The 20,051-nt window shown below is 70.8% G+C and carries 16 protein-coding genes, 1 pseudogene and 1 riboswitch; of the genes and pseudogenes, 7 read left to right on the top strand and 10 right to left on the bottom strand.

Annotated features, from left to right (window positions below):
- The first annotated feature begins 291 nt into the window (after positions 1-291).
- Positions 292-1,278 (top strand): bifunctional lysylphosphatidylglycerol flippase/synthetase MprF, encoded by a 987-nt coding sequence (locus ACWDZ7_RS14350; protein WP_451797105.1) that lies wholly within the window; start codon positions 292-294, stop codon positions 1,276-1,278.
- 11 nt (positions 1,279-1,289) lie between these two features.
- Here ACWDZ7_RS14350 and ACWDZ7_RS14345 read toward each other — a convergent pair whose 3' ends face one another.
- The gene (locus ACWDZ7_RS14345; RefSeq protein WP_451796981.1) at positions 1,290-2,051 is read right to left on the bottom strand and encodes an AfsR/SARP family transcriptional regulator; all 762 of its coding nucleotides are present in this window, start codon (positions 2,049-2,051) and stop codon (positions 1,290-1,292) included.
- A 213-nt stretch (positions 2,052-2,264) separates the two neighbouring features.
- On the opposite strand from ACWDZ7_RS14345, the gene ACWDZ7_RS14340 reads away from it, so the two are divergent.
- Both ACWDZ7_RS14340 and ACWDZ7_RS14335 read left to right on the top strand, forming a co-directional pair.
- On the top strand, positions 2,265-2,693 hold the full coding sequence (locus ACWDZ7_RS14340) for a helix-turn-helix domain-containing protein (RefSeq protein ID WP_451796980.1): 429 nt from the start codon (positions 2,265-2,267) through the stop codon (positions 2,691-2,693).
- Between the two features lie 140 nt (positions 2,694-2,833).
- A pseudogene (locus ACWDZ7_RS14335) lies at positions 2,834-3,513 on the top strand (tyrosine-type recombinase/integrase); the annotation flags it as partial.
- A 42-nt stretch (positions 3,514-3,555) separates the two neighbouring features.
- Here the strand turns inward: ACWDZ7_RS14335 and ACWDZ7_RS14330 are convergent.
- The 9 genes from ACWDZ7_RS14330 to metE form a co-directional block, all read right to left on the bottom strand.
- On the bottom strand, positions 3,556-3,969 hold the full coding sequence (locus ACWDZ7_RS14330) for a PIN domain-containing protein (RefSeq protein ID WP_451796979.1): 414 nt from the start codon (positions 3,967-3,969) through the stop codon (positions 3,556-3,558).
- Positions 3,966-4,238, bottom strand: coding sequence for a CopG family transcriptional regulator (locus ACWDZ7_RS14325; protein ID WP_451796978.1), 273 nt, complete (start codon positions 4,236-4,238; stop codon positions 3,966-3,968). Before ACWDZ7_RS14325 ends, ACWDZ7_RS14330 begins: the two co-directional genes overlap by 4 nt.
- 316 nt (positions 4,239-4,554) lie before the next feature.
- Positions 4,555-5,148, bottom strand: coding sequence for a GNAT family N-acetyltransferase (locus ACWDZ7_RS14320; RefSeq protein ID WP_451796977.1), 594 nt, complete (start codon positions 5,146-5,148; stop codon positions 4,555-4,557).
- A gap of 193 nt (positions 5,149-5,341) precedes the next feature.
- Entirely contained in the window at positions 5,342-5,683 is a 342-nt protein-coding gene (locus ACWDZ7_RS14315; protein WP_451796976.1) for a hypothetical protein, read from the bottom strand.
- The gene (locus tag ACWDZ7_RS14310; protein ID WP_451796975.1) at positions 5,680-6,927 is read right to left on the bottom strand and encodes an MFS transporter; all 1,248 of its coding nucleotides are present in this window, start codon (positions 6,925-6,927) and stop codon (positions 5,680-5,682) included. The genes ACWDZ7_RS14315 and ACWDZ7_RS14310 overlap by 4 nt, the downstream gene beginning before the upstream one ends.
- Positions 6,924-7,826: a JmjC domain-containing protein gene (locus tag ACWDZ7_RS14305; RefSeq protein ID WP_451796974.1), complete on the bottom strand. Its 903-nt coding sequence runs from the start codon at positions 7,824-7,826 to the stop codon at positions 6,924-6,926. The genes ACWDZ7_RS14310 and ACWDZ7_RS14305 overlap by 4 nt, the downstream gene beginning before the upstream one ends.
- Positions 7,827-7,851: 25 nt before the next feature.
- Positions 7,852-9,156 carry a TfuA-like protein gene (locus ACWDZ7_RS14300; RefSeq protein ID WP_451796973.1) on the bottom strand — a complete coding sequence of 435 codons (1,305 nt, stop codon included), beginning with the start codon at positions 9,154-9,156 and terminating at the stop codon, positions 7,852-7,854.
- Positions 9,153-10,403 (bottom strand): YcaO-like family protein, encoded by a 1,251-nt coding sequence (locus ACWDZ7_RS14295; protein WP_451796972.1) that lies wholly within the window; start codon positions 10,401-10,403, stop codon positions 9,153-9,155. Before ACWDZ7_RS14295 ends, ACWDZ7_RS14300 begins: the two co-directional genes overlap by 4 nt.
- 472 nt (positions 10,404-10,875) lie before the next feature.
- A complete protein-coding gene (gene metE, locus ACWDZ7_RS14290) occupies positions 10,876-13,188 on the bottom strand; it encodes a 5-methyltetrahydropteroyltriglutamate--homocysteine S-methyltransferase (RefSeq protein WP_451796971.1) in 2,313 nt (770 codons plus the stop codon).
- Between the two features lie 167 nt (positions 13,189-13,355).
- A riboswitch (cobalamin riboswitch) is annotated at positions 13,356-13,588 on the bottom strand.
- Between the two features lie 488 nt (positions 13,589-14,076).
- Here metE and ACWDZ7_RS14285 point away from each other — a divergent pair.
- From ACWDZ7_RS14285 to ACWDZ7_RS14270, 4 genes are all read left to right on the top strand, one after another.
- Positions 14,077-15,963, top strand: a complete 1,887-nt coding sequence (locus tag ACWDZ7_RS14285; RefSeq protein WP_451796970.1) for a gamma-glutamyltransferase family protein — start codon at positions 14,077-14,079, stop codon at positions 15,961-15,963.
- Between the two features lie 157 nt (positions 15,964-16,120).
- Positions 16,121-16,948 (top strand): inositol monophosphatase family protein, encoded by an 828-nt coding sequence (locus ACWDZ7_RS14280; protein WP_451796969.1) that lies wholly within the window; start codon positions 16,121-16,123, stop codon positions 16,946-16,948.
- Between the two features lie 87 nt (positions 16,949-17,035).
- Positions 17,036-18,445 (top strand): phytoene desaturase family protein, encoded by a 1,410-nt coding sequence (locus ACWDZ7_RS14275; RefSeq protein WP_451797103.1) that lies wholly within the window; start codon positions 17,036-17,038, stop codon positions 18,443-18,445.
- A gap of 111 nt (positions 18,446-18,556) precedes the next feature.
- Complete coding sequence (locus ACWDZ7_RS14270; protein ID WP_451797101.1) at positions 18,557-20,047, top strand: AlkA N-terminal domain-containing protein; 1,491 nt, start codon at positions 18,557-18,559, stop codon at positions 20,045-20,047.
- Positions 20,048-20,051 lie beyond the last annotated feature (4 nt).

Raw genomic sequence — 20,051 nt, 5'->3', positions numbered from 1 at the left:
GAAAGGAACGGTGCTTCTCACCGCATTTGATGGAGCCGGATTCGCGTGGGACAACTGCGTGATCCCCACTCTCACTCCCTGCTGTCGTGTTCACGTTCTCGGTGGGCATTTCGACGTTGCCTCGACCCTGACAGCGGGCACTGAAACAGCACTGACAGCGCGCTGAAACCATCCTGTCAGACGACTTGCCGCAGCAATGGATATGCTTTCCCTCAGGTGCTGTGGCGAGGCGACGTGAAGGATGGATTTTCCATGAAGCGGTCAAAGGAACAGGCGCCGGCCCCGAGTCTCATGAGTGACCTCGAAAGGTCACGGATTAAGTCGGCGATCGAAAAGTACGCGGACAACCCGAGCGCGTTTCTGGCCCTTAACGACGGAAATGAAACCTTCTCTGTGTCCGGGGAGGAGGGGGTGATCGTCTTCCGTGGAGCCGGCCGCTATCTGATTCAGTTCGGAGGAGTGTTCGCCCCGGAGGAACGCCGCGTGGAACTACTGCGCGAGTTCAAGAAGTTCGCGGCCGAGAAGCGTCGTCGCATCGTCGCGATGCAGCTGCAGACATCGGACTCCGGTATGTACGAGTCCGAAGGTTTTGTGGTCAACCAAGTCGGTGCGTCATATTCGGTGGACCTCGCTGGTTTCTCCCTGCGCGGATCGAAGTTCGTCAAGATCCGGAACAAGATATCGCGCGCCGAGCGGAGCGGTCTCGAGGTGCGCGAGGTCGATTTCGACAGCTACCGGAGCCAGTTGGCCCAGCTCGACAGCAACTGGCTGCGATCGAAGGGCCGACACGTGAAGGAGATCGAATTCCTGGTGGGCCAGCTCGGAGGTCCCGCGCAGAAACATCGCAGACTCTTCGTCGGCCTGCTGGAGGGGGCGCCCATCGCCTACATCTCCTACTCGCCGGCCTACGGCTCGAACCCCGGGTGGCTGCACGACCTCAGCCGGCGAGTCGCGGACCCCCCTCCCGGCGTCATGGAGGCCCTCAACTCCACGGCCATGGGCGTCTTCCGGGAGGAGGGGGCGCAGTGGCTGCACTTCGGCTTCACTCCGTTCACGACGCTGCGGTCCGAGCACGAGTTGCCGGGCCACAGCCCGATGACGGCGAAGTTCATGAGGTTCCTGGCGGAGCACGGTGAGTCCGTCTATCCGTCCAGAAGCCAGCTCGCCTACAAGGAGAAGTGGGGACCGCACCTGGTGCTCCCGGAGTATCTCGCCTTCGAGGGCGGTGTGAGGCCGGGGGCCATCTGGCAGATACTAAGGGTGACCAAGTCAATCTAGAGAGCAGACCTTCACCGGACCATCGGTGTGCGGCTGAGTATCTTCTGAAACCGCTGTTGCAGCCTCTCGCTCGGTTCGAGACCCAGGTCGTGGGTCAGCCGGTGTCGGGTGCGCTGATATGCGTCGAGTGCTTCCGCTTGGCGCCCCGAGTGGTACAGCGCGGTCATGAGCTGTTCACAGAATCTCTCCCTCAAGGGATACTGCATGGAGAGCTGTTCGATCTCCGGCACCATCGCCTGGTATTCACCCAGTGCGAGGCGTGCGTCGATCAGACGCTCGCGAGCGATCAGCCGGGTCTCTTCCAGGCCTGCGTAGGCGGTTCGGCACATCATGCCGGAACCGGCGTCCAGAAGTGCGGGCCCCCTCCAGAGCGCGAGCGCCTCGGTGAGTCGCTCGGCGACCTGCTGAGGGGAAATGTCAATGATCCGTTCGACCGAGGTGATGAGTGTCTCGAATCGGGTGGCGTCCACGTCGACGGGCCGTATGCGGAGGATGTAACCGGAGGGGGTGGTCTCGATGACCTCGCGCATGTCCGGCTTTCCCGTGCCTTCCGCAAGAATGCGGCGCAGCCGGGCGATGTGACTCTGGAGGGAGTTGGCGGCATTCCTCGGCGGCCGCTCTCCCCACAGTTCGTCTATGAGATCGTTGAATGAGACGGATGTGCCGGGGGATAACGCAAGGACAGCCATGATGGCCCGCAGCTTTTCGCCCGCCAGCGCAACCGCAACGCCGTCCTCCACCACCTCCATATCACCCAGTAGATTCACCAGCATATGCATTCCCTTGAGACGCAGAGCAGAATATTTCCGTTCGATGCATCCGCGGTCTGAAGTGTTTGCTCAATCTGTTTGGATTTTGAACCCTTCATGTTGTCCCCCGTTTCCCATAGCTGCCCAGCGAGTTTAAGTCGACGCGCGGCACCGGTCAACGACTACTTCAAAATTGGATCATGGAAGTTGCAATAAACTGCACCCGGAGGTGTAGAAATGGCCAGCAGTGGAAACGGCGAGGCCTCAGGTTCCTCGCCCTGCGACGCTGACGAGCAGGCATCGGTGATTCCCGAGATCGCCAGGCGGTTGCGTCATATACGACGACATCACCCGGAAGGCCCGTTCACCTTAATGGAGTTGGCCCGGCTGACAAGTGTCTCAAAACGTACCCTGGCCGCCGCGGAGTCGGCCGAGGGCACGAATCTGACGATCGAGACACTGGTGAAGCTCACGCGGGGCCTCGGGATCCGACGCTGGGCCTACTTCCTGGACGAGCAGGTATTCCAGCAGGTGAACGCCGAATTGCGCAGCGGTGGCGCGGTGGCGAAACGGGCGGCACATTCCATGGAATCGCTCGGCACGCTGGGAACCCTCCTGGGCGGCATCCTGGCGACCACACGTCCCGGCCGCCCCAGCTCGACCTAGATGAATGAGTTCGACCTGGATGAATGCGTCCGATGTCTTCAGCGGTGATAGGGGATCAGGGATCGATCGACCGAGGCGTCGGTGGTTCGGGGTGGCGAGTTGTATCTTCCCAAGTCCTGGAGGAACGATGCGGACCGCTGATGCCGGCGGAAGACCGGCTGGTGCTGCAGTGGGTGGCCAAGGCGTCCCGACCCCTGGTCGACCTGCATGATCCGGTGCCGGCGCGCGATGTACTGGAATCGTTGCGCCGCAAGCTCGACGGTGGTGAGGCGGCCGTGGAGACGATGCGACGCAAGCGCACCGTCGTGCCCGCGGTTGTCGGCTGGTCGGGTTCTTCGCCGGCATGTACTACGCGGGTCTGCGCCCCGAGGAGGCGGTTGCGGTGGCATTGCGGGACTGCCGCCTGTCCAGGATTGGTTGGGGGCGGTTGATCTCGCGCCGTACTCGGCCGCAGGCGGGCAAACGGTGGACCGGCACCGGCCAGTTCCACGACGAGCGCGGGCTGAAGAACCGCCCCGAGGGTTCGGCGCGGCCGACGACGGGCGGCTGTTCTTCACCGAGCAGGACCGGGGCATCGGCTGCACCACCGCCGGCACCCCGCTGGCGAAGCGTCCGTACGACCTGCGGCATTCGGCGCTGTCCACGTGGCTGTGGTGCCGGGGCGGATCCGGCTGAGGTCGCCCAGCGGGCGGGGAACGGCGTCGAGGTCCTGCTGAGCCGTTACGCGAAGTGCCTGTACGACCGGCAGTCCATCAACAACCAGCGCGTCGAAGGGCTTCGGAGCGCCTACGAGGACCAGTCACCTGACCTGGATCAGTAGCGGCTGGGCCGAAAAGCACTGCCCCATCGACGAGGGGTCGGATCAGACCTTGATCACGGTGGCCCGTCCGCCGCACAGCACGGTCAGGTCCTCGGGATCCGAGGTGAGGATCGTGACGGGGCCGGGGGCGGCGAGGGCGGTGGCGCTGAGCATGGCGTCGATGGCGTATTTGTGGCCGTGCAGGCCGGCATCGGCGAGGATGGCGGCGGCGTGGCGGGCGATCGGCTCGGTGACCGGCTCGACGACCAGGCGGGACAACGTCCATTCCAGGGCCGGGCGGTTGATCCGGGGGTGGACCACCTCGACGAGGGTTGCCGCGGAGGTGATCACGCGCAGGTCGTCGGCGCGGGCGAGGGCCAGCCAGCCGGTGACCGTGCGGTCACGCAGGACGGCCTTGGCCAGTCCCTCACTGTCCAGGACCAGCGTGCCGCCGGGAAGGGCGGGGGAGCGGGTCACGCGGCGTTCGCCCCGCCCTGCGTCTGATCGGTCTGCTCACGGCGGGCCTGGTGGAGCTGGTCGCGCAGCGCCTGGATCTCCTCGTCGGTGACGGGCCCGTGCTCGGCTTCGGCGACCCGGATGAGTTCGTTGAGATTGTCGCGCTCGATCTGCCGGGCCACGGCGGCAGCCACGTAAGCAGAGAGACCGGAGGGACCGCTGCGGGCCTTGGCGGCTTCGGCGATATCGCGCGGCATGGTGATCGAATACTTGCCGGTAGGCTCGCTCATGCTACTCATCCTACTGCAGATCCTCCCCTCGGGCGCCTTGCTGGAGATCTGGTCGGGAGCCGGTCTGCCGGAGAAGTCTCCTGTGGGAGGCATGGATGAACCGACGTCACAGCAGGTGCGGTGCGCCCGGTAGACGGCTGCGTGCGGGGGCAGCCGGGCTGTCGCCCAGGGGGAGGACGCCCATCCCTGATCGCGGACCGGATTGCGGCCACCCTCGTGCCCATTGAGGCATTCGTTGAGAGCCCGGGTGGAGCGTTGTGGGGCGGCCGCCCGCTCAAGGAGAAGAGAACTGGGCGTGGTGTCGGTCCGACGTGCGTCATAAGGGCAGGGCGGCGGCCGTACGGGCCGGATGGTGGGGGCCGAGGAAGACGGTGATGCCGTTGTCCTGCGAGGAGGGACGGGTGGCCTGGGTCCAGCCCTGGCGGCGGTAGAAGGCGAGGGCCCGGGGTGCCCGGACCGAGGTGAGCAGCCAAGTGCGGCCTTCGGGGGCGTCGGTGGTGACGGCCTGAAGGAGTGCGGCGGCGATGCCGGTGCCCTGGGTGGCGGGGCGGACGGCGAGTTCGTCGATTTCGCGTGCGCCGCACAGCCACTGCAGGGTGCGCTCGGGGCCGAGACCTGCGGCGGCTTGGGGGTAGCAGCGGTCCGTGGGGAAGGGGGCGCGAGTGGTCCAGGCCGTGGCGAAGCCGGCCACCTCCGAGCCTGTGAGGGCGAGCGCGGCGGTGAAGCCCGGCCGGTGCACGTTGACCGCCAGCCGTCCCACGAACTCGACCGCCTGCTCCTCGTCCTCGTTCCAGGGCGGGGCGCAGAAGGCGTCGGCATACACGGAGTGCAGCGTGGCGGCATGCGTGAGCAGGTCCTCGCCTGTGAAGAGGCGGATGTCCGAGTGCGTCAGGCCGAACGGAGACGGCACACGACCACCCTTTCTGCATGCATATAGCTATTGCAACCAGTGTGCAATAAGGCAGGGGTGCTGTGTACCCGGGGCTGTGTCCGGATTGTCGGGTGCGGGGACCTTCCTCCGTGCCCGGCGCCTGGCGGCGCGACCGAGCCGGGCAGCAAGAAAGAGTGTTCGCCGCCGTCGACGCGGCCGAGCGACTGGGGTTCTACTCCCTGATCCTGGAGCCGCCGGAGCTGGACCTGGCGTTCGTACGGCTGTCGCGTATTCCTCGCCGAGGGCCGCCCGCGCTGTCGAAGATGTCCTGACGCGTCACCCGTATACGAGCGGCGAGGTCGGGATGCTTGTCCAGGTGGGCGTTGAGCCGGGCGGTTGCGGCATACGAGGTGTCGACCGCTGTGACGGACAGGCCGCCGCGGCCAGGGCGAGTGCCACGCGGCCGCGGGTCGTCGTCGTAGAGATCGGTGACGCGCAGGGCAGGCAGGCGGTTCAGCAGGTACCGGAACGGGGACAGGCGGATTCGCCGTAGATCGTCGAGGGTTGTGGTCATTGCCGCTCCGTCGCCTTGTCCTGTTCGGGGGCGGCTTCCCGGGCCGGGCCGGTTCGGGTCAGTACGGCGTAGGCCACGGCCAGGACGGTCAGGGCGCCGGCTGCCAGCCACAGGGGTGCGCGCAGGCCGAAGGCATTGGCGACGGCTCCGCCGGTGACGGCTCCGAGAGGGACGGCAGCCATGGAGAAGGTGCGGTTGGCGCTGTTGACGCGGCCCAGGAGGCCGGCGGGGACGAGGCGCTGGCGCAGGGTGACCGACAGGACGTTCCAGACGGCGAAGGCGGCGCCGGTGCCGCCCCAGGCGAGGGCTGCCAGGGCCGGGTGGGGGAAGGCGGCGAGGGCGAGGGCGAGGGCGGCGGTCGTGGCGATCGCCGTGATCTGGAGGGCGCGGCGGTCGAAGCGGCGGACGAGCGCGGGGGTGACGAGGGCGCCGGTGACGCCGCCGATCGCGCCGATGGCGAGCATGACGCCGTAGCCGGACTCCGACACGCCCATGGGGCCGCGGGCCAGCAGGACCAGGGTGGCTTCCCAGGCCATGGTGAAGAAGGTGAGCGCGGAGCCGGTGAGGACGACGGCGCGTACGAAGCGGGCCTGCCACAGCCAGCGCATGCCGGCCACGGCGTCGGCGAAGACGGTGCGGACCACCCGCCCGCCGGGCGTGGCGGCGACCGGGGTGGGAGTGGTGGTGCGCAGGCGGGCGAGCAGCAGAACGCCCACGGCCATGGCGGCGGCGTTGAGGCCGAAGGGCAGGGCGGGGGAGAGAGCGAACAGCAGGCCGCCCAGGGCGGGCCCGACCAGGTCCTGACCGACGCGTTCTGCGGTGATCAGCGCACTGTTGGCCTTCTCCAGGTTCTCGTCCGGGACCACGCGGGGGATCAGGGACTGGGCGGCGTTGTCGTAGGCGGCTTCGCCGATGCCGAGGAGGAAAGCGAGGGTGTACAGCAGTGCCATGGAGCGCATATCGGCCAGGAGGGCGAGAGCCAGGACGGCCAGGAGCAGGGTGCGGGCGGTGTTCGCCCAGACCATGAACCGCTCCGGGCGGCTGCGGTCGACCAGGGCGCCGATGGGCAGGCCGAAGAGGAACCAGGGCAGGAAGGCCACCGCGGTCAGGGCGCTCACCGCGAACGCGTCCTGTGTGGTGGCCGCGGCCAGCAGGGGCAGGGCGACCACGCGGATGCCGTCGCCGACGTTGGAGAGCGCGGCGGCGGCCAGGACGCGGGGGAAGCGGGTGTCGGCGGACGTCACCGGGGCGGCTCCGTGGCGGGTGTGCCGGCGAGGGCGTTGGCGAGGCGGCCGCGGGGTGCTGGCTCGGGCAGGGCCGCGTGGCGGTCGACGATGCCGGCGGCCAACTGGTCGGTGTCGACGGTGTCGAGGAAGGCGCGCAGGGCGGCGAGGCGTTCCTTGGCCTGACCCGCGAGAACGTCCGGGTCGTCGGCGAAGCGCCGGGGCAAGGTCTCGCGCAGGGCTGGGTCCGCGGCGGCGGCCTGGTCGACGAGGTCGTGCGGGACGTCGGCCCCCATAGGCGGGGTGTCGCCGCTGAAGGTGATGTGGACGGACTCGCTGTCGGTGGTCCAGGCGTCGTGGACCACGCCGCGCGGGATGTAGAGGGTTTCGCCGGGGTGCAGGTCGAGTTCGGCGATCACCGGGGTGTCGTACCGTTCGCTGGGCGCGGGCAGGGTGCGCGGCCAGCAGGTGGGCGGGGCCTGGATGCGCCGGTGCTTCACCCCGTGCACCTGGCGGACCAGGACGGACATCGGGTCGTAGTGCGGGCCCGCGCCGCGGGAGTTCGCCGGGGTGAGGTAGGCACCGGCCGAGGTGGGGAAGCCGAGCTCGGTCGACAGCTGTTCGCAGAAGGCGGCGACTTCGGGGCTGTAGCGCACCAGGCCACGCAGGACCACGGTCGCGCCGCGCCCCATCTCCCGCAGCACGGCGTGTGGGTCGGCGACGCCGTCCGCCTGGCCCGCGCCGGTGCCGGTGCGATGGGTGAACCGGGAGGCGGGCACGTAGCCGCCATTGGGTGCCATGGGCACACCCGTGGTGACGCCGGCCCAGCTGACGGGCCTGCCCAGTTCGCGGGAGTGCAGCGGACCGGTCTCCCAGGCTTGCCGCAGGGCGTCGGTGTCGCCGACGAGGCGGTGCAGCACTATGTCGGGTACTCCTGTTCGTGGTTCAGCCATCCAGCAGCCGCAGACGGGGCGGATCGGCCAGGCCCAGGTGCGGGGCGAAGCGCACGGCGCGGGCCTCGAGATCGTCGACGCCGGTGAAGCCGCGGTCGTAGAGAGCGGGGACGAGCGAGCCGGCGTTCCATCGGCGCAGGCAATGCCGGTGCAAGGCCGTGCGGGAGACCCGCTCAAGGGTATAACCGCGCGTGGTCAGCTCGGCGTTTAGCTGTTCGGCCTCGGCGATCAGCTCCCGCAAGCGACCCACGCCCGGGACGCGGCGGACGGCGTCCGCCAGGGCGGGCAGTGGCGTAAGGCCGCAGGACCAGCGATACGAGCGCACCAGCACGCGGGCGAGCGCACTGTCATCCGGCGTGTCCGCCTCCTCACCGCTCAGCCACGCCGTGAAGACGGGGCCGTGGGCGGGCAGGAGCCCGCGGCGCCGCGCCGCGGCGACGGCGTGTTTCTCCAGCAGCCGGACGTCCTCGTCCCGAGCGTCGGTGAGAAGCTGCAGCACGGTCCGGTGGTGCAGAGCGGGATAGTCGTCGGCGTAGAGCTGCGCGGCCGTCAAAAGGGTGGGGCTTTCGGCGTCGACGGTTCGCCGCCAGTTCTCTACGTGAATGGTCGTCGGCACGGGGGCGGCGGACCGGAGTCCGGGTGACACCGGGTTGCCGGCCAGTCGGGAGAGCAGGGCACGGGCGTCCTGGGCCTTGACGTCCCAGGTGTGCGCGGGGCCGGCCGCGCTCTCGCGCACGGCATCGGCCGCCGCCAGGGACACGCCCTCGACTTGTTGGAGGATGCCCCGCCAAGTGCGGGCGGTGAACGGCAGTTGCTCGGCAGCGGCCAACAGCCGTGCCTCGTCGCGGTCGGTGACGGCGCGGCGGCGGACCAGACGGCGCAGCGCTACACGGACCGAGACCAGGGCGACGGTCAGCGCACGGGATCCGGCGTCCGGCTCGGTGTGGACGAGGGCCACCTCGTCGTCCCGTTCGATCAGGCCAGTGGCGTACAGGCGGTGGACGACGCCGCTGCCCGTCATGCCGTAGGGGCCGAGTTCGGCCGCCCGCAGTGCGCCCATGCTCGCCGCCCCGTATACGGCCGCGCCGTCTCCGATGACCTCGCAGATCTCCTTGTGGCGTACGGACGCCGACTGGAAGAACTGTCCGTCCAGGACGACCACCCGGTCGCCGGGTCCGGCCGGTAACGCCGTCAGGTCGCCGTGCCGTACGGGCGGGTGAACCACAGCGTCCGGCAGCAGAGAACGGACGGCGGCGGCGTCCAGGGAGGGCCCGGCGTAGACGTGAGTGACGCTCATCGGACATCACCGCCGATACGGGGGTGGCCGGTGCTCGCGCTGACATTGGTCCGGTCGTCGAAGGCAAGGCCCGGCGCGATCACCTTGACCACGGGGATCGCGGTCGGACTGGGCAGGACCACGCGGATCGGCTCGCTGCCGGTGCGGCCGGCGATGATCTCGGCGAGGGCGCGGACGTCGGCGTCGAAGTCGCCTCCGGCCGGAGCCGTCCACCATGCCATGGCACGCGTGCCGAGATCCTCTTGCGCCCGGGGGCGGCCGTCGGCCGGGCGGTACAGCAGCGGCGGGAGGTCGTCGCGGGCCCCGGTGATGGCGGTCAGCCGGCTCTGCGCGGCCTCGGTCAGCGCGCGGCTGAGAGCGACGGCCGGGTCCAGATGGCAGCCGGCGCCGGTGTAGGTGACCGGATGGGCCTCGGAGCGGACGCGGGCCTCGAAGCAGGCGGGATGCCGGTCGGTGACCACTGCGTCGACGGTCACCTGCGCCGCGGCGTAGAGCCGGAGGAGAGTTCGGCAGTCCGGGTCGTCGACGGTGCCGAGGTCGAGCTGGTGCCAGTCGCTCCGGGGCCGGGCGCGCAGGCGGGCCAGGGAGTCCCGTTCGCACAGTTCCGCCAGGGCGTGTGCGGTCGCCTCCGCGATGGTGTTGCCGGAGGCCAGGCCGTTGCTGGTGGTGCGGAACAGCGGGGGCGTCCATTCGGCGCGGTAGGTGTGGTCGAGGCGGATGGCGGGCTCAGGGACCGGAACCGGGGCTCCGGTGAGAAGGCCCTCGCCCGCCAGCCAGGGCAGCGGCAGACCGTCGTGCACCAGCGATCCCTCGGCGAGATCGAGCTGGTTCAGGCGATAGGGCAGGGCAAGTTGGGCTGCGCTGCGGGCTGCTGACGGGGCGGGCAGGTTCTCGGCGTGCCACAGTTCGATGGCCTCCATCGCCGCTGACACGCGAGCGGCGGAGGCGGTCAATCCCTTGCCCTGGGAGACGGAGACGGTCCGCGAGGCGGGGCGTACGGCCTGGAAGACCGGGATGCCGATGTCGTCGAGGCCCGTCACGTCGGCCACTCGGGTCACCCCGTACCGCGGGAGCTGGGGGCGGATGCGCTGCCATGTCTCCTCGGGCGGCACCGCCCGGTGTGTGCCGCGGTGATAGCCCTTGGCCGCCGCGTGGGCGCCGGTTGCCAGCACCGTTCGGTTCCCCTCGTCGGTCCGGATGGCCCGCGCGGACGGCGGGCGGTCGGGTGGGTACGGGGCGGCGCCCATGGGACGGACACTGTCAGGCGGGATCGCCGCCCCGCACCCGGCTCGTCTCGGCAGGGCCGGTCAGGTGTGGTGGGCCACGCTCACCACGGTCTCCTCGTCGGTCTTCTCGACCTCGAAGACCTCAGCCAGTTCCTCGTTCGAGTACTGCATGCCGCACTTCCTTTCCCCCATTCGGAGGTCCCCCATGCGGGGCCCCTCGCTCGTCACTCTGGCTGACGCTTCACATTTCTGCAAGGGTTTAGTTCTTGCAAGGCATGTGCAATAAAGGGGGCTTGAGTGGTGGAAGTTGCGGCGTACGACTGTCGGCGGTCCTTGGGTCGTGGGCGGGGTGGTGCCGGGTGCCGCCACGGCACTACCCCGTGTGCACGGGGCCACTCGGTGAGGCAGTGTGCGCGCTGCGGGCTGCAGCGGTGGGAGCGCAGATCCGCTCCGGCTCGTGCGGGACGGAGCGGACCTGCCTCTCAGAGGCTGGCTACGACAGCTCGTCGCGTACCGTGCGGGCCGCGGCGACCAGGTTCTCCAGTGCGGCCCGGGTCTCCGGCCAGCCGCGGGTCTTCAGGCCGCAGTCGGGGTTGACCCAGAGCCGCTCGGCGGGGATGGCCTTGAGGCCAGTGCGGAGGAGCTCGGCCGCCTCTTCCACGCTGGGCACGCGGGGGGAGTGGATGTCGTACACGCCGGGCCCGGCCTCCCGGGAGTAGCCGTGGGCGGCCAGTTCCCGGGCGACCTGCATGTGGGAGCGGGCGGCCTCCAGGCTGATGACGTCGGCGTCGAGGTCATCGATGGCCTGCACGACGTCGCCGAACTCCGCGTAGCACATGTGGGTGTGGATCTGAGTGTCCGGGCGCACCCCGCTCGTGGTGAGCCGGAACGCCTCGGTCGCCCAGGCCAGATAGTCCGGGCGGTCGGCGGCACGCAGCGGCAGTGTCTCGCGCAGCGCGGGCTCGTCCACCTGGATCACCGAAGTCCCTGCCGCCTCCAAGTCGTTCACCTCGTCGCGTAGGGCGAGGGCGACCTGGCGGGCGGTGTCGGCCAGAGGCTGGTCGTCGCGGACGAAGGACCAGGCGAGCATGGTGACCGGGCCGGTGAGCATGCCTTTGACCGGCCGGTCGGTGAGGGACTGGGCGTATGTCGTCCAGCGCACGGTCATCGGTTCAGGACGGGTGATGTCGCCGGCGAGGATCGGCGGGCGGACGTAACGGGTGCCGTAGGACTGGACCCAGCCGTGGCGGGTGGCGAGGTAGCCGGTGAGCTGCTCGGCGAAGTACTGCACCATGTCGTTGCGTTCGGCTTCGCCGTGCACGAGGACGTCAAGGCCCGTCTTCTCCTGGAAGGAGATCACCTCCTGGATCTCGGCCTTGATGCGCTGTTCGTAGCCGGCCGTGTCGATCCGGCCCGCATGCCGGTCGGCGCGGGCGGTGCGCAGTTCGTTCGTCTGCGGGAAGGAGCCGATGGTGGTGGTCGGCAGCAGGGGCAGGCCGAGGTGAGCGCGCTGGGCGGCGGCCCGTTCGCCGTAGGACTGGGAGCGTCGGGCGTCGGCGTCGGTCACCGTGCTCATGCGGGCGCGGATGGCAGGGTCGCGGGCGATGGGGGAGCTCGCGCGGGAGGCGAGGTCGGCGCGGTTCGCGGCCAGTTCGGCGGCGATCGCGTCCGTCCCCCGGGCAAGGCCGCGGGCCAGGGTGACGATCTCGGCCGTCTTCTGGCGGGCGAAGGCGAGCCAGCGCAGAATCTGCGGCTCGATGTCCCGCTCGGCCGAGGCGTCCAGCGGCACATGGAGGAGGGAGCAGGAAGCGGCCACATCGACCTGCCCCGCCAAGCCGAGCAGGGTGCCGAGGGTGGCGAGTGACGCCGACAGATCGTTGGCCCAGATGTTGCGGCCGTTGACAACGCCGGCCACCAGACGCTTGCCAGGCAGCCCGCCCACCGCGGCCAGCGCGTCCAGGTTGGCGGCGGCGGCCTCGGTGAAGTCCAGGGCGAGGCCGTCGACCGGTGCCTTGGCCAGCACCGGCAAGGCGTCGCCGAGTCGGTCGAAGTAGGAGGCGACCAGCAGCTTCGGCCGGTCGGTCAAGGCGCCGAGGTCACGGTAGGCGCGCGCGGCGGCGTTCAGTTCGGCCGGGGCGCGATCCTGGACCAGAGCGGGCTCGTCGAGCTGTACCCACTCCGCGCCGGCCGCGCGCAGGTCGGCGAGGACCTCGGCGTACACAGGCAGCAGCCGGTCGAGGAGGGTGAGCGGAACGAAGTCGGCAGCCACCCCGGGCGCGGGCTTCGCGAGCAGCAGGTAGGTGACCGGGCCGACCAGGACGGGCCGGGCAGTGAGACCCACTGCCAGGGCTTCCTTCAGCTCGGCGACCTGCTTGCCCGAGTCGGCCGTGAACACCGTGTCCGGGCCCAGCTCTGGGACCAGGTAGTGGTAGTTGGTGTCGAACCACTTGGTCATCTCCAGCGGCGCCACGTCCTGTGTGCCGCGCGCCATGGCGAAGTAGCCGTCCAGGGCGTCGGCTTGGACGGCGGCCCGGTGGCGGGCGGGGATCGCGCCGACCATGACGGTGGTGTCCAGAACATGGTCGTAGTACGAGAAGTCGCCGGTCGGAGCCTCGTGGATGCCGGCCTCGGCCAGCTCCTGCCAGTTGGTGCGGCGCAGTTCGGCGGCTGTGGCGCGGAGGGTGTCGGCGGTGATGCGGCCCTTCCAGTAGCCCTCGATCGCCTTCTTCAGTTCCCGGTTTCCGCCCTGGCGGGGGTAGCCGTACACGGTGGCCCGTGCTGCCGCGGCTGCAGGCTTGGTGGTCACGGAGATCTCCTTCGCGAGATGAATCCCTGAGATCCCGGCGACGGGACGAGAGCGCGAAGGGTGACGCACCGGACGGAGACCGACTGCGCGCGCGTACGGCGCGGTCGTCCGCCCGGTATGTACGCCGACCCGCCCACGAGGTCACCGGAATATCCGTGTGCGAATGCTTCGCGCACGGGCAACGGGCAGGTCTTCGGACTCACGGGCATGTCCCGTCGTACGAAACCGTCGTACGACACTCCTACTGGCCGTCGCTTCCCAGACCCTGTTCACCGGGTCCAGTGCGTATGACGGCGGTCGTTCCCGCTCACCGCTGCGGGGCAGTCCCGGATTCCCACCGGGTTCCCTCTTACGACGCCCCGCCTGGCGGACGGGGCGAACCAGCTGCGCGGGCCAGCCTACGGGGTGGCTCGCGGGAGGCAGCGCTACGTCCATTATCCGGATAGTGAGCCGGGGCACCCGAGGCCGGGGACGCCACGGGGCGGGAAGCGCCGCACTCTCGCTTCCCGCACTCCCCCTGTGACGCCGTCCAGGCCCCTTACCCGGTTGGCGGTGCGGGCTCCTCAGCCCGCGTCGCACCAGGCCCTGAGCCCTGGTCGTAGAGGACGTTGACCACCGGCGCGGGGTCGAAGGGGGCGAAACCGCGGCAATGGCAAGCAGCCCCGAAGGACGGGTTCCATGTGCTGAGGCACACGTACGCATCCCTCGTACTGGAGGCAGGAGAGTCGGTCGTAACCCTCGCAAATGGCTGGGCGGGGGCGATCGATAGCCTACTGGGGGAGCGGACCGGGGAGAGCTCCGGCCCGGACTCCCCAGATTCTCCCCAAGACCGATCCTGAGCGCCCATCGGTTTGGCCGATACGCGGAAACATCGAGGTCAGAGCCCGTATGTTCACCACCCGCCCCACGCTCCAGGGCACCTTCGGCATGGTGTCGTCCACCCACTGGCTCGCCTCCCAGTCCGCGATGGCCGTACTGGAGGACGGAGGCAACGCCTTCGACGCCGCGGTCGCCGCGGGGTTCGTCCTGCACGTGGTCGAGCCCCATCTCAACGGGCCCGCCGGTGAGGTCCCGATCATCCTCGCCCCCGCGGGCGGCGACGTGCGCGTGCTCTGCGGCCAGGGGCCCGCGCCCGCCGGTGCCACCGTGGCCCACTACCGTTCCCTCGGGCTCGAACTGGTGCCCGGCACCGGCCCGCTCGCCGCCGCCGTGCCCGGCGCCTTCGACGCGTGGATGCTGCTGCTGCGGGACCACGGCACGAAGTCGCTCGCCGACGTCCTCAAGTACGCCATCGGGTACGCGGAGGACGGGCACGCGCCCGTCGAGCGCGTCGGTGAGACCGTGGAGACGGTCCGGGAACTCTTCGAGAAGGAGTGGCCGTCGTCCGCCGACGTCTATCTCCGTGGAGGCCCTGCCGGAGGTGAACCGCCCCGCACCGGTGAGCTGTTCCGCAATCCGGCGCTTGCGGCGACGTGGAGGCGGCTCATAGCGGAGGCAGAGGCAGGGGCGGGAGTGGAGGGTTCTGCGCGGGCGGGGTCACGGGCCGCTGTGATCGATGCCGCGCGCGAGGTGTGGCGTGCCGGCTTCATAGCCGAGGCGCTCGTGCGGCAGGCCGGGCGGCCCACCATGGACACGAGCGGCGAGCGCCACGTCGGAACCCTCTCGGCGGAGGATCTGCGGGGCTGGTCCGCGTCCTACGAGGACCCGGTCACGTACGACTGGAACGGCTGGACCCTGTGCAAGGCCGGGGCCTGGAGCCAGGGCCCCGCCTTCCTGCAGCAGCTCGCGCTGTTGCCCCGGGATGTCGCGGAGCTTCCGGAGTACGGGTCCGAGGAGTACGTGCATCTCCTGGTCGAGGGCTGCAAGCTCGCCATGGCGGATCGGGAGGCCTGGTACGGGGACGCGGGTGCTGGGGACACCGGTGCCGGGGGCGCGGACGGTGTGCCGGTCCGGGAACTGCTCTCGGAGGAGTACAACGCGCTGCGGCGCGAGCTGATCACGGACAAGGCCTCGTACGAGCTGCGGCCCGGCTCGCCCGGCGGGCGGAGGCCGCGGCTCTCCGCGCATGCGCTCGCGGTGGCTTCAGGGGAGCCGGGTGAGGCGGGGAAGGCGGGGGGCTTCGGCTCGGTCCCCGGGGGTGGGGAGCCGACCGTGGCCGGGGACGGGGGAACGCGGGGCGACACCTGCCATCTCGACGTCGTCGACCGCTGGGGGAACATGCTCTCCGCGACGCCCAGCGGGGGGTGGCTGCAGTCCAACCCCGTCGTGCCGGAACTCGGCTTTCCGCTGGGTACGCGGCTTCAGATGGCGTGGCTGGAGGACGGGCTGCCGAACTCGCTCACGCCGGGAAGGCGGCCTCGGACCACGTTGACGCCGTCGATGGCGCTGAAGGACGGCGTCCCGGTCATGGCCTTCGGCACGCCCGGGGGCGACCAGCAGGACCAGTGGCAGGTCCACTTCTTCCTGGGGGTGGCCCTGCGGGCCTCCGTACGGGGCGGCCTCGACCTGCAGGGCGCGATCGACGCGCCCAACTGGCACACGGACAGCTTTCCCGGGTCGTTCCACCCCCGGGGGATGCGGGCCGGAAGCGTGACGGTGGAGTCCCGGATGGCTCCGGAGGTGGTGGCCGGGCTGCGACGGAGGGGGCACGACGTGCTGGTGGGCGGCGCGTGGTCGGAGGGGCGGCTGTGCGCGGTGGCGCGGGACCCGGGGAGCGGGGTGCTATCGGGGGCGGCGAATGCTCGGGGGATGCAGGGGTATGCGGTGGGCCGCTGAGTCCGGCGGGGGCGCCTTGGGCGGGTTCTGGTCCGCCGCTTCGCGGCGGGTGTTCCCATCCACCCGCCCGTTTGCCCCGGGTTCAGTGTCTGAGGTAGGAGCCGGCCCGTTCAGCAGCCACGTACGGGATGTCAGTGCGGCGTGCTCTCATGGATGCATGATCGAAGAGTTTTTGACGCACGGCGTACGCGACGTGGAGGAAGCCTTGAGGAAGGCCGCCGCCGCGGAGGTGACCCCCCGCTTCCGGCAGCTCGCCGAGGGTGACGTGGTGGAGAAGAGCGGCCCGCACGACGTGGTGACCGTCGCCGACCGCCGCGCCGAGGAGCAGCTGACCGCCGACCTGTCCGCCCTCCTCCCGGGCTCCGTCGTCGTGGGCGAGGAAGCGGTGCACGCCGACCCGTCGACGTACGACGCGATACGCGGCGAGGCCCCTGTGTGGATCGTCGACCCCGTCGACGGCACTCGGCAGTTCGTCCGGGGCGAACCGGGGTTCTGCATGCTCGTGGCCCTCGCGGTGGGCGGAGAGGTACTGGCATCGTGGACGTACGCGCCGGCGCTGGACGAGTTCGCCTGGGCCGTGCGCGGCAAGGGCGCGTGGCTGGACGGGCGGCCGCTGGTCTCCGGGGCGCCCGAGCCGGGACGGGAACTGGAAGTGGCCACCTCTCACCCGGACTTCACCACCGAGGAGCAGAAGCACGCGCTGCTCGGGCTGCGCGCGGAGGGTGTGCGGCCCCGGCCGTGCGGTTCGGCGGGCCTTGAGTACCTCGCCGTCGCGAAGGGCGAGTTGGACGCCGTCGCCTTCTCGTGGGAGCTGGCCTGGGACCACGCCGCGGGTCTGCTGCTCGTCGCCGAGGCGGGGGGCGCCGCTCTGACGCTGACGGGCGAGCCGTTCCGAATAGCCGGGGGCAACGCACTGCCCTTCACCGCGGCCCGCGACGCCGCCACGGCCCGGCGGGTGGTGGACCTCCTCGCGAACGGGGCCTGAGGCGAGCGGGCAGTGCCCCGGCCTATCCTGAGCGACAGTGGCCATCGGCTGACAATCGGCTGACAAAGGAGTCCGAAGGTGCCGTCGATGCTTGACGCCGTCGTCGTGGGAGCGGGGCCGAACGGGCTGACCGCTGCCGTCGAGCTGGCCCGCCGCGGCTTCTCCGTGGCCGTCTTCGAGGCCAGGAGCACGGTGGGGGGCGGAGCGCGCACCGAAGAGCTGACGCTCCCCGGCTTCCGGCACGACCCGTGCTCCGCCGCCCATCCGCTCGGCATCAACTCACCGGCGTTCCGCGCCATGCCCCTGGAGAGGTACGGCCTGGAGTGGCTGCACGCCCCGCTGCCCATGGCGCACCCCTTCCCGGACGGCAGCGCCGCCGTGCTCTCCCGCTCCGTCGCCGAGACCGCCGCCTCCTTCGGGCCGCGTGACGCGGGGACGTACAGACGCCTGGTGGAGCCCTTCCTCCCCAAGTGGGACGTCCTGCTGCGCGACTTCATGTCCCTGCCGATGAGTTCGCTGCCCCGCGACCCCGTCACCCTCGCCCGCTTCGGGCTCGCTGGACTGCCCCCGTCGACGTGGCTGACGCGGCGCTTCCGCGACGACCGGGCCCGCGCCCTGTTCTCGGGTCTCGTCGCCCATGTCATCGCGCCGCTCGACGGCATCGTCACGGGCGGCGTCGGCATGGTCTTCGCGCTGGCCGCGCACGCCCGCGGCTGGCCGCTCGCGCGCGGCGGTTCGCAGTCCATCTCCGACGCGCTCACCGCGTATCTGAAGGACCTCGGCGGCTCCGTCCACACGGACTACGAGGTCAAGCGGCTCGACGATCTGCCGCCCGCGCGGGCCTACGTCTTCGACACCTCGCCGACCGCGCTCGCCCGGATCGCAGGGCTGGGCCGCGCCTATGACGGCTACCGGTACGGCGCCAGCGTCTTCAAGATCGACTACGCGCTCGACGGGCCCGTCCCCTGGACCGCCGAGGAGCCGAGGTCCGCGGGGACCGTGCAGATCGGCGCGAGCAGCGCGGAGATCGGCGCCGCGCTGCGCGCCGCCTCGCGCGAGGGGCGCGCGCCGGACTCGCCGTTCCTGATCACCGTGCAGCCCAGCGTCGTCGACCCCTCCCGCGCCCCCGAGGGCAAGCATGTCTTCTGGGCGTACGGCCATGTCCCGAACGGCTGGGACGGTGACCTCACCGACGCGATCGAGCGGCAGCTGGAGCGGTTCGCGCCCGGCTTCCGCGACCGCGTCCTGGCCCGCGCCACGGCCGGACCGCCCCAACTCGCCGCGAACAACGCCAACTACGTGGGCGGCGACATCGCCTGCGGCGCCGCGAGCGGTCTGCAACTGCTGCTGCGGCCCAAGCTCTCCCTCTTCCCGTACGGGACGAAGCACCCGTCGGTCTTCATCTGCTCCTCCGCCACGCCCCCGGGACCCGGCGTCCACGGCATGTCCGGCCACAACGCCGCCAAGGCCGTATGGAAGAGGCTGCGCGGTGCGTGAGGCCCCGCCCGTGAGCCCCGCCCATGTGCCCCGCCCATGTGCCCCGGCAGCGCGACGTTGATGTCGGATTCCCGCCAGTCAGGCGGGGAGGAATCCGCGATGCTGAAGCGCATGCACACCGACACCGAGCGCTGTGTACGCGCCGTTCAGTCGAAGGACGCCCGCTTCGACGGCTGGTTCTTCACGGCCGTCCTCACCACCCGCATCTACTGCCGTCCCAGCTGCCCGGTCGTGCCGCCCAAGGCCGAGAACATGACCTTCTACCCGAGCGCCGCCGCCTGCCAGCAGGCGGGCTTCCGCGCCTGCAAGCGGTGCCGCCCGGACAGCAGCCCCGGCTCGCCCGAGTGGAACCAGCGGGCCGACCTCGTCGCCCGCGCCATGCGCCTCATCGGCGACGGCGTCGTCGACCGCGAGGGCGTCCCCGGCCTCGCGACCCGCCTCGGCTACAGCACCCGCCAGGTGGAGCGGCAGCTGCTCGCCGAGCTGGGCGCGGGGCCGCTCGCGCTCGCCCGCGCCCAGCGCGCCCAGACCGCGCGGCTGCTCATCGAGACGACCGCGCTGCCCATGGCGGAGATCGCCTTCGCCGCCGGGTTCTCCTCGATCCGCACTTTCAACGACACGGTGCGCGAGGTCTTCGCACTGGCTCCCGGAGAGCTGCGAGCCCGCGCGCCCAAGCGGGCCGGAGCCGCGGCCTCCGCCACTGCCTCCACCACGCCCGGCGTCCTCTCCCTGCGGCTGCCGTTCCGCGCCCCGCTGAACCCCGACAACCTCTTCGGGCACCTCATCGCGACGGGCGTACCGGGTGTCGAGGAGTGGCGCGACGGGGCGTACCGCCGGACCCTCAGCCTCCCCTACGGGCACGGAGCCGTCGCCCTCACCCCGCACCCCGACCACATCGGCTGCCGCCTCAGCCTCACCGACCTGCGCGATCTGACCATCGCCATCAGCCGCTGCCGCCGCATGCTCGACCTGGACGCCGACCCGGCCGCCACGGACGACCAGTTGAGGAGCGACCCGCTGCTCGCGCCGCTCGTCGACAAGGCCCCGGGGCGGCGGGTGCCGCGCACCGTCGACGAGGCGGAGTTCGCCGTGCGCGCCGTCCTCGCCCAGCAGGTCTCGACGGCCGCCGCCCGCACCCACGCGGCGCGCCTCGTCACCGCGCACGGCGAGCGCGTCGACGACCCCGAGGGCGGCCTCACCCACCTCTTCCCCGCCCCGGAGGCCCTCGCCGCGCTCGACCCGGAGTCCCTGGCCCTGCCCCGCAGCCGCCGCACCACGCTGACCACGCTCGTGCGCCACCTCGCCGACGGCAGCATCCGGCTCGGCGCGGAGAGCGACTGGGACGAGGCCCGCGCCCGGCTCACCGAACTGCCCGGCTTCGGGCCCTGGACGGTCGAGGTGATCGCGATGCGCGCGCTCGGCGACCCCGACGCCTTCCTCCCCTCCGACCTCGGCATCCGGCGCTCCGCGAAGGACCTCGGCCTGCCGCACACTCCCGCCGCGCTCACCGCGCGCGCCACCGCCTGGCGGCCGTGGCGGGCGTACGCGGTGCAGTACTTGTGGGCCACCGACGACCACCCGATCAACTACATCCCCGCGTAAGGGA

This window comes from Streptomyces sp. NPDC003032, from assembly GCF_053591415.1.
Note: the sequence above shows the minus strand (reverse complement) of the source record. Positions and strands in the feature narration are given on the sequence as shown.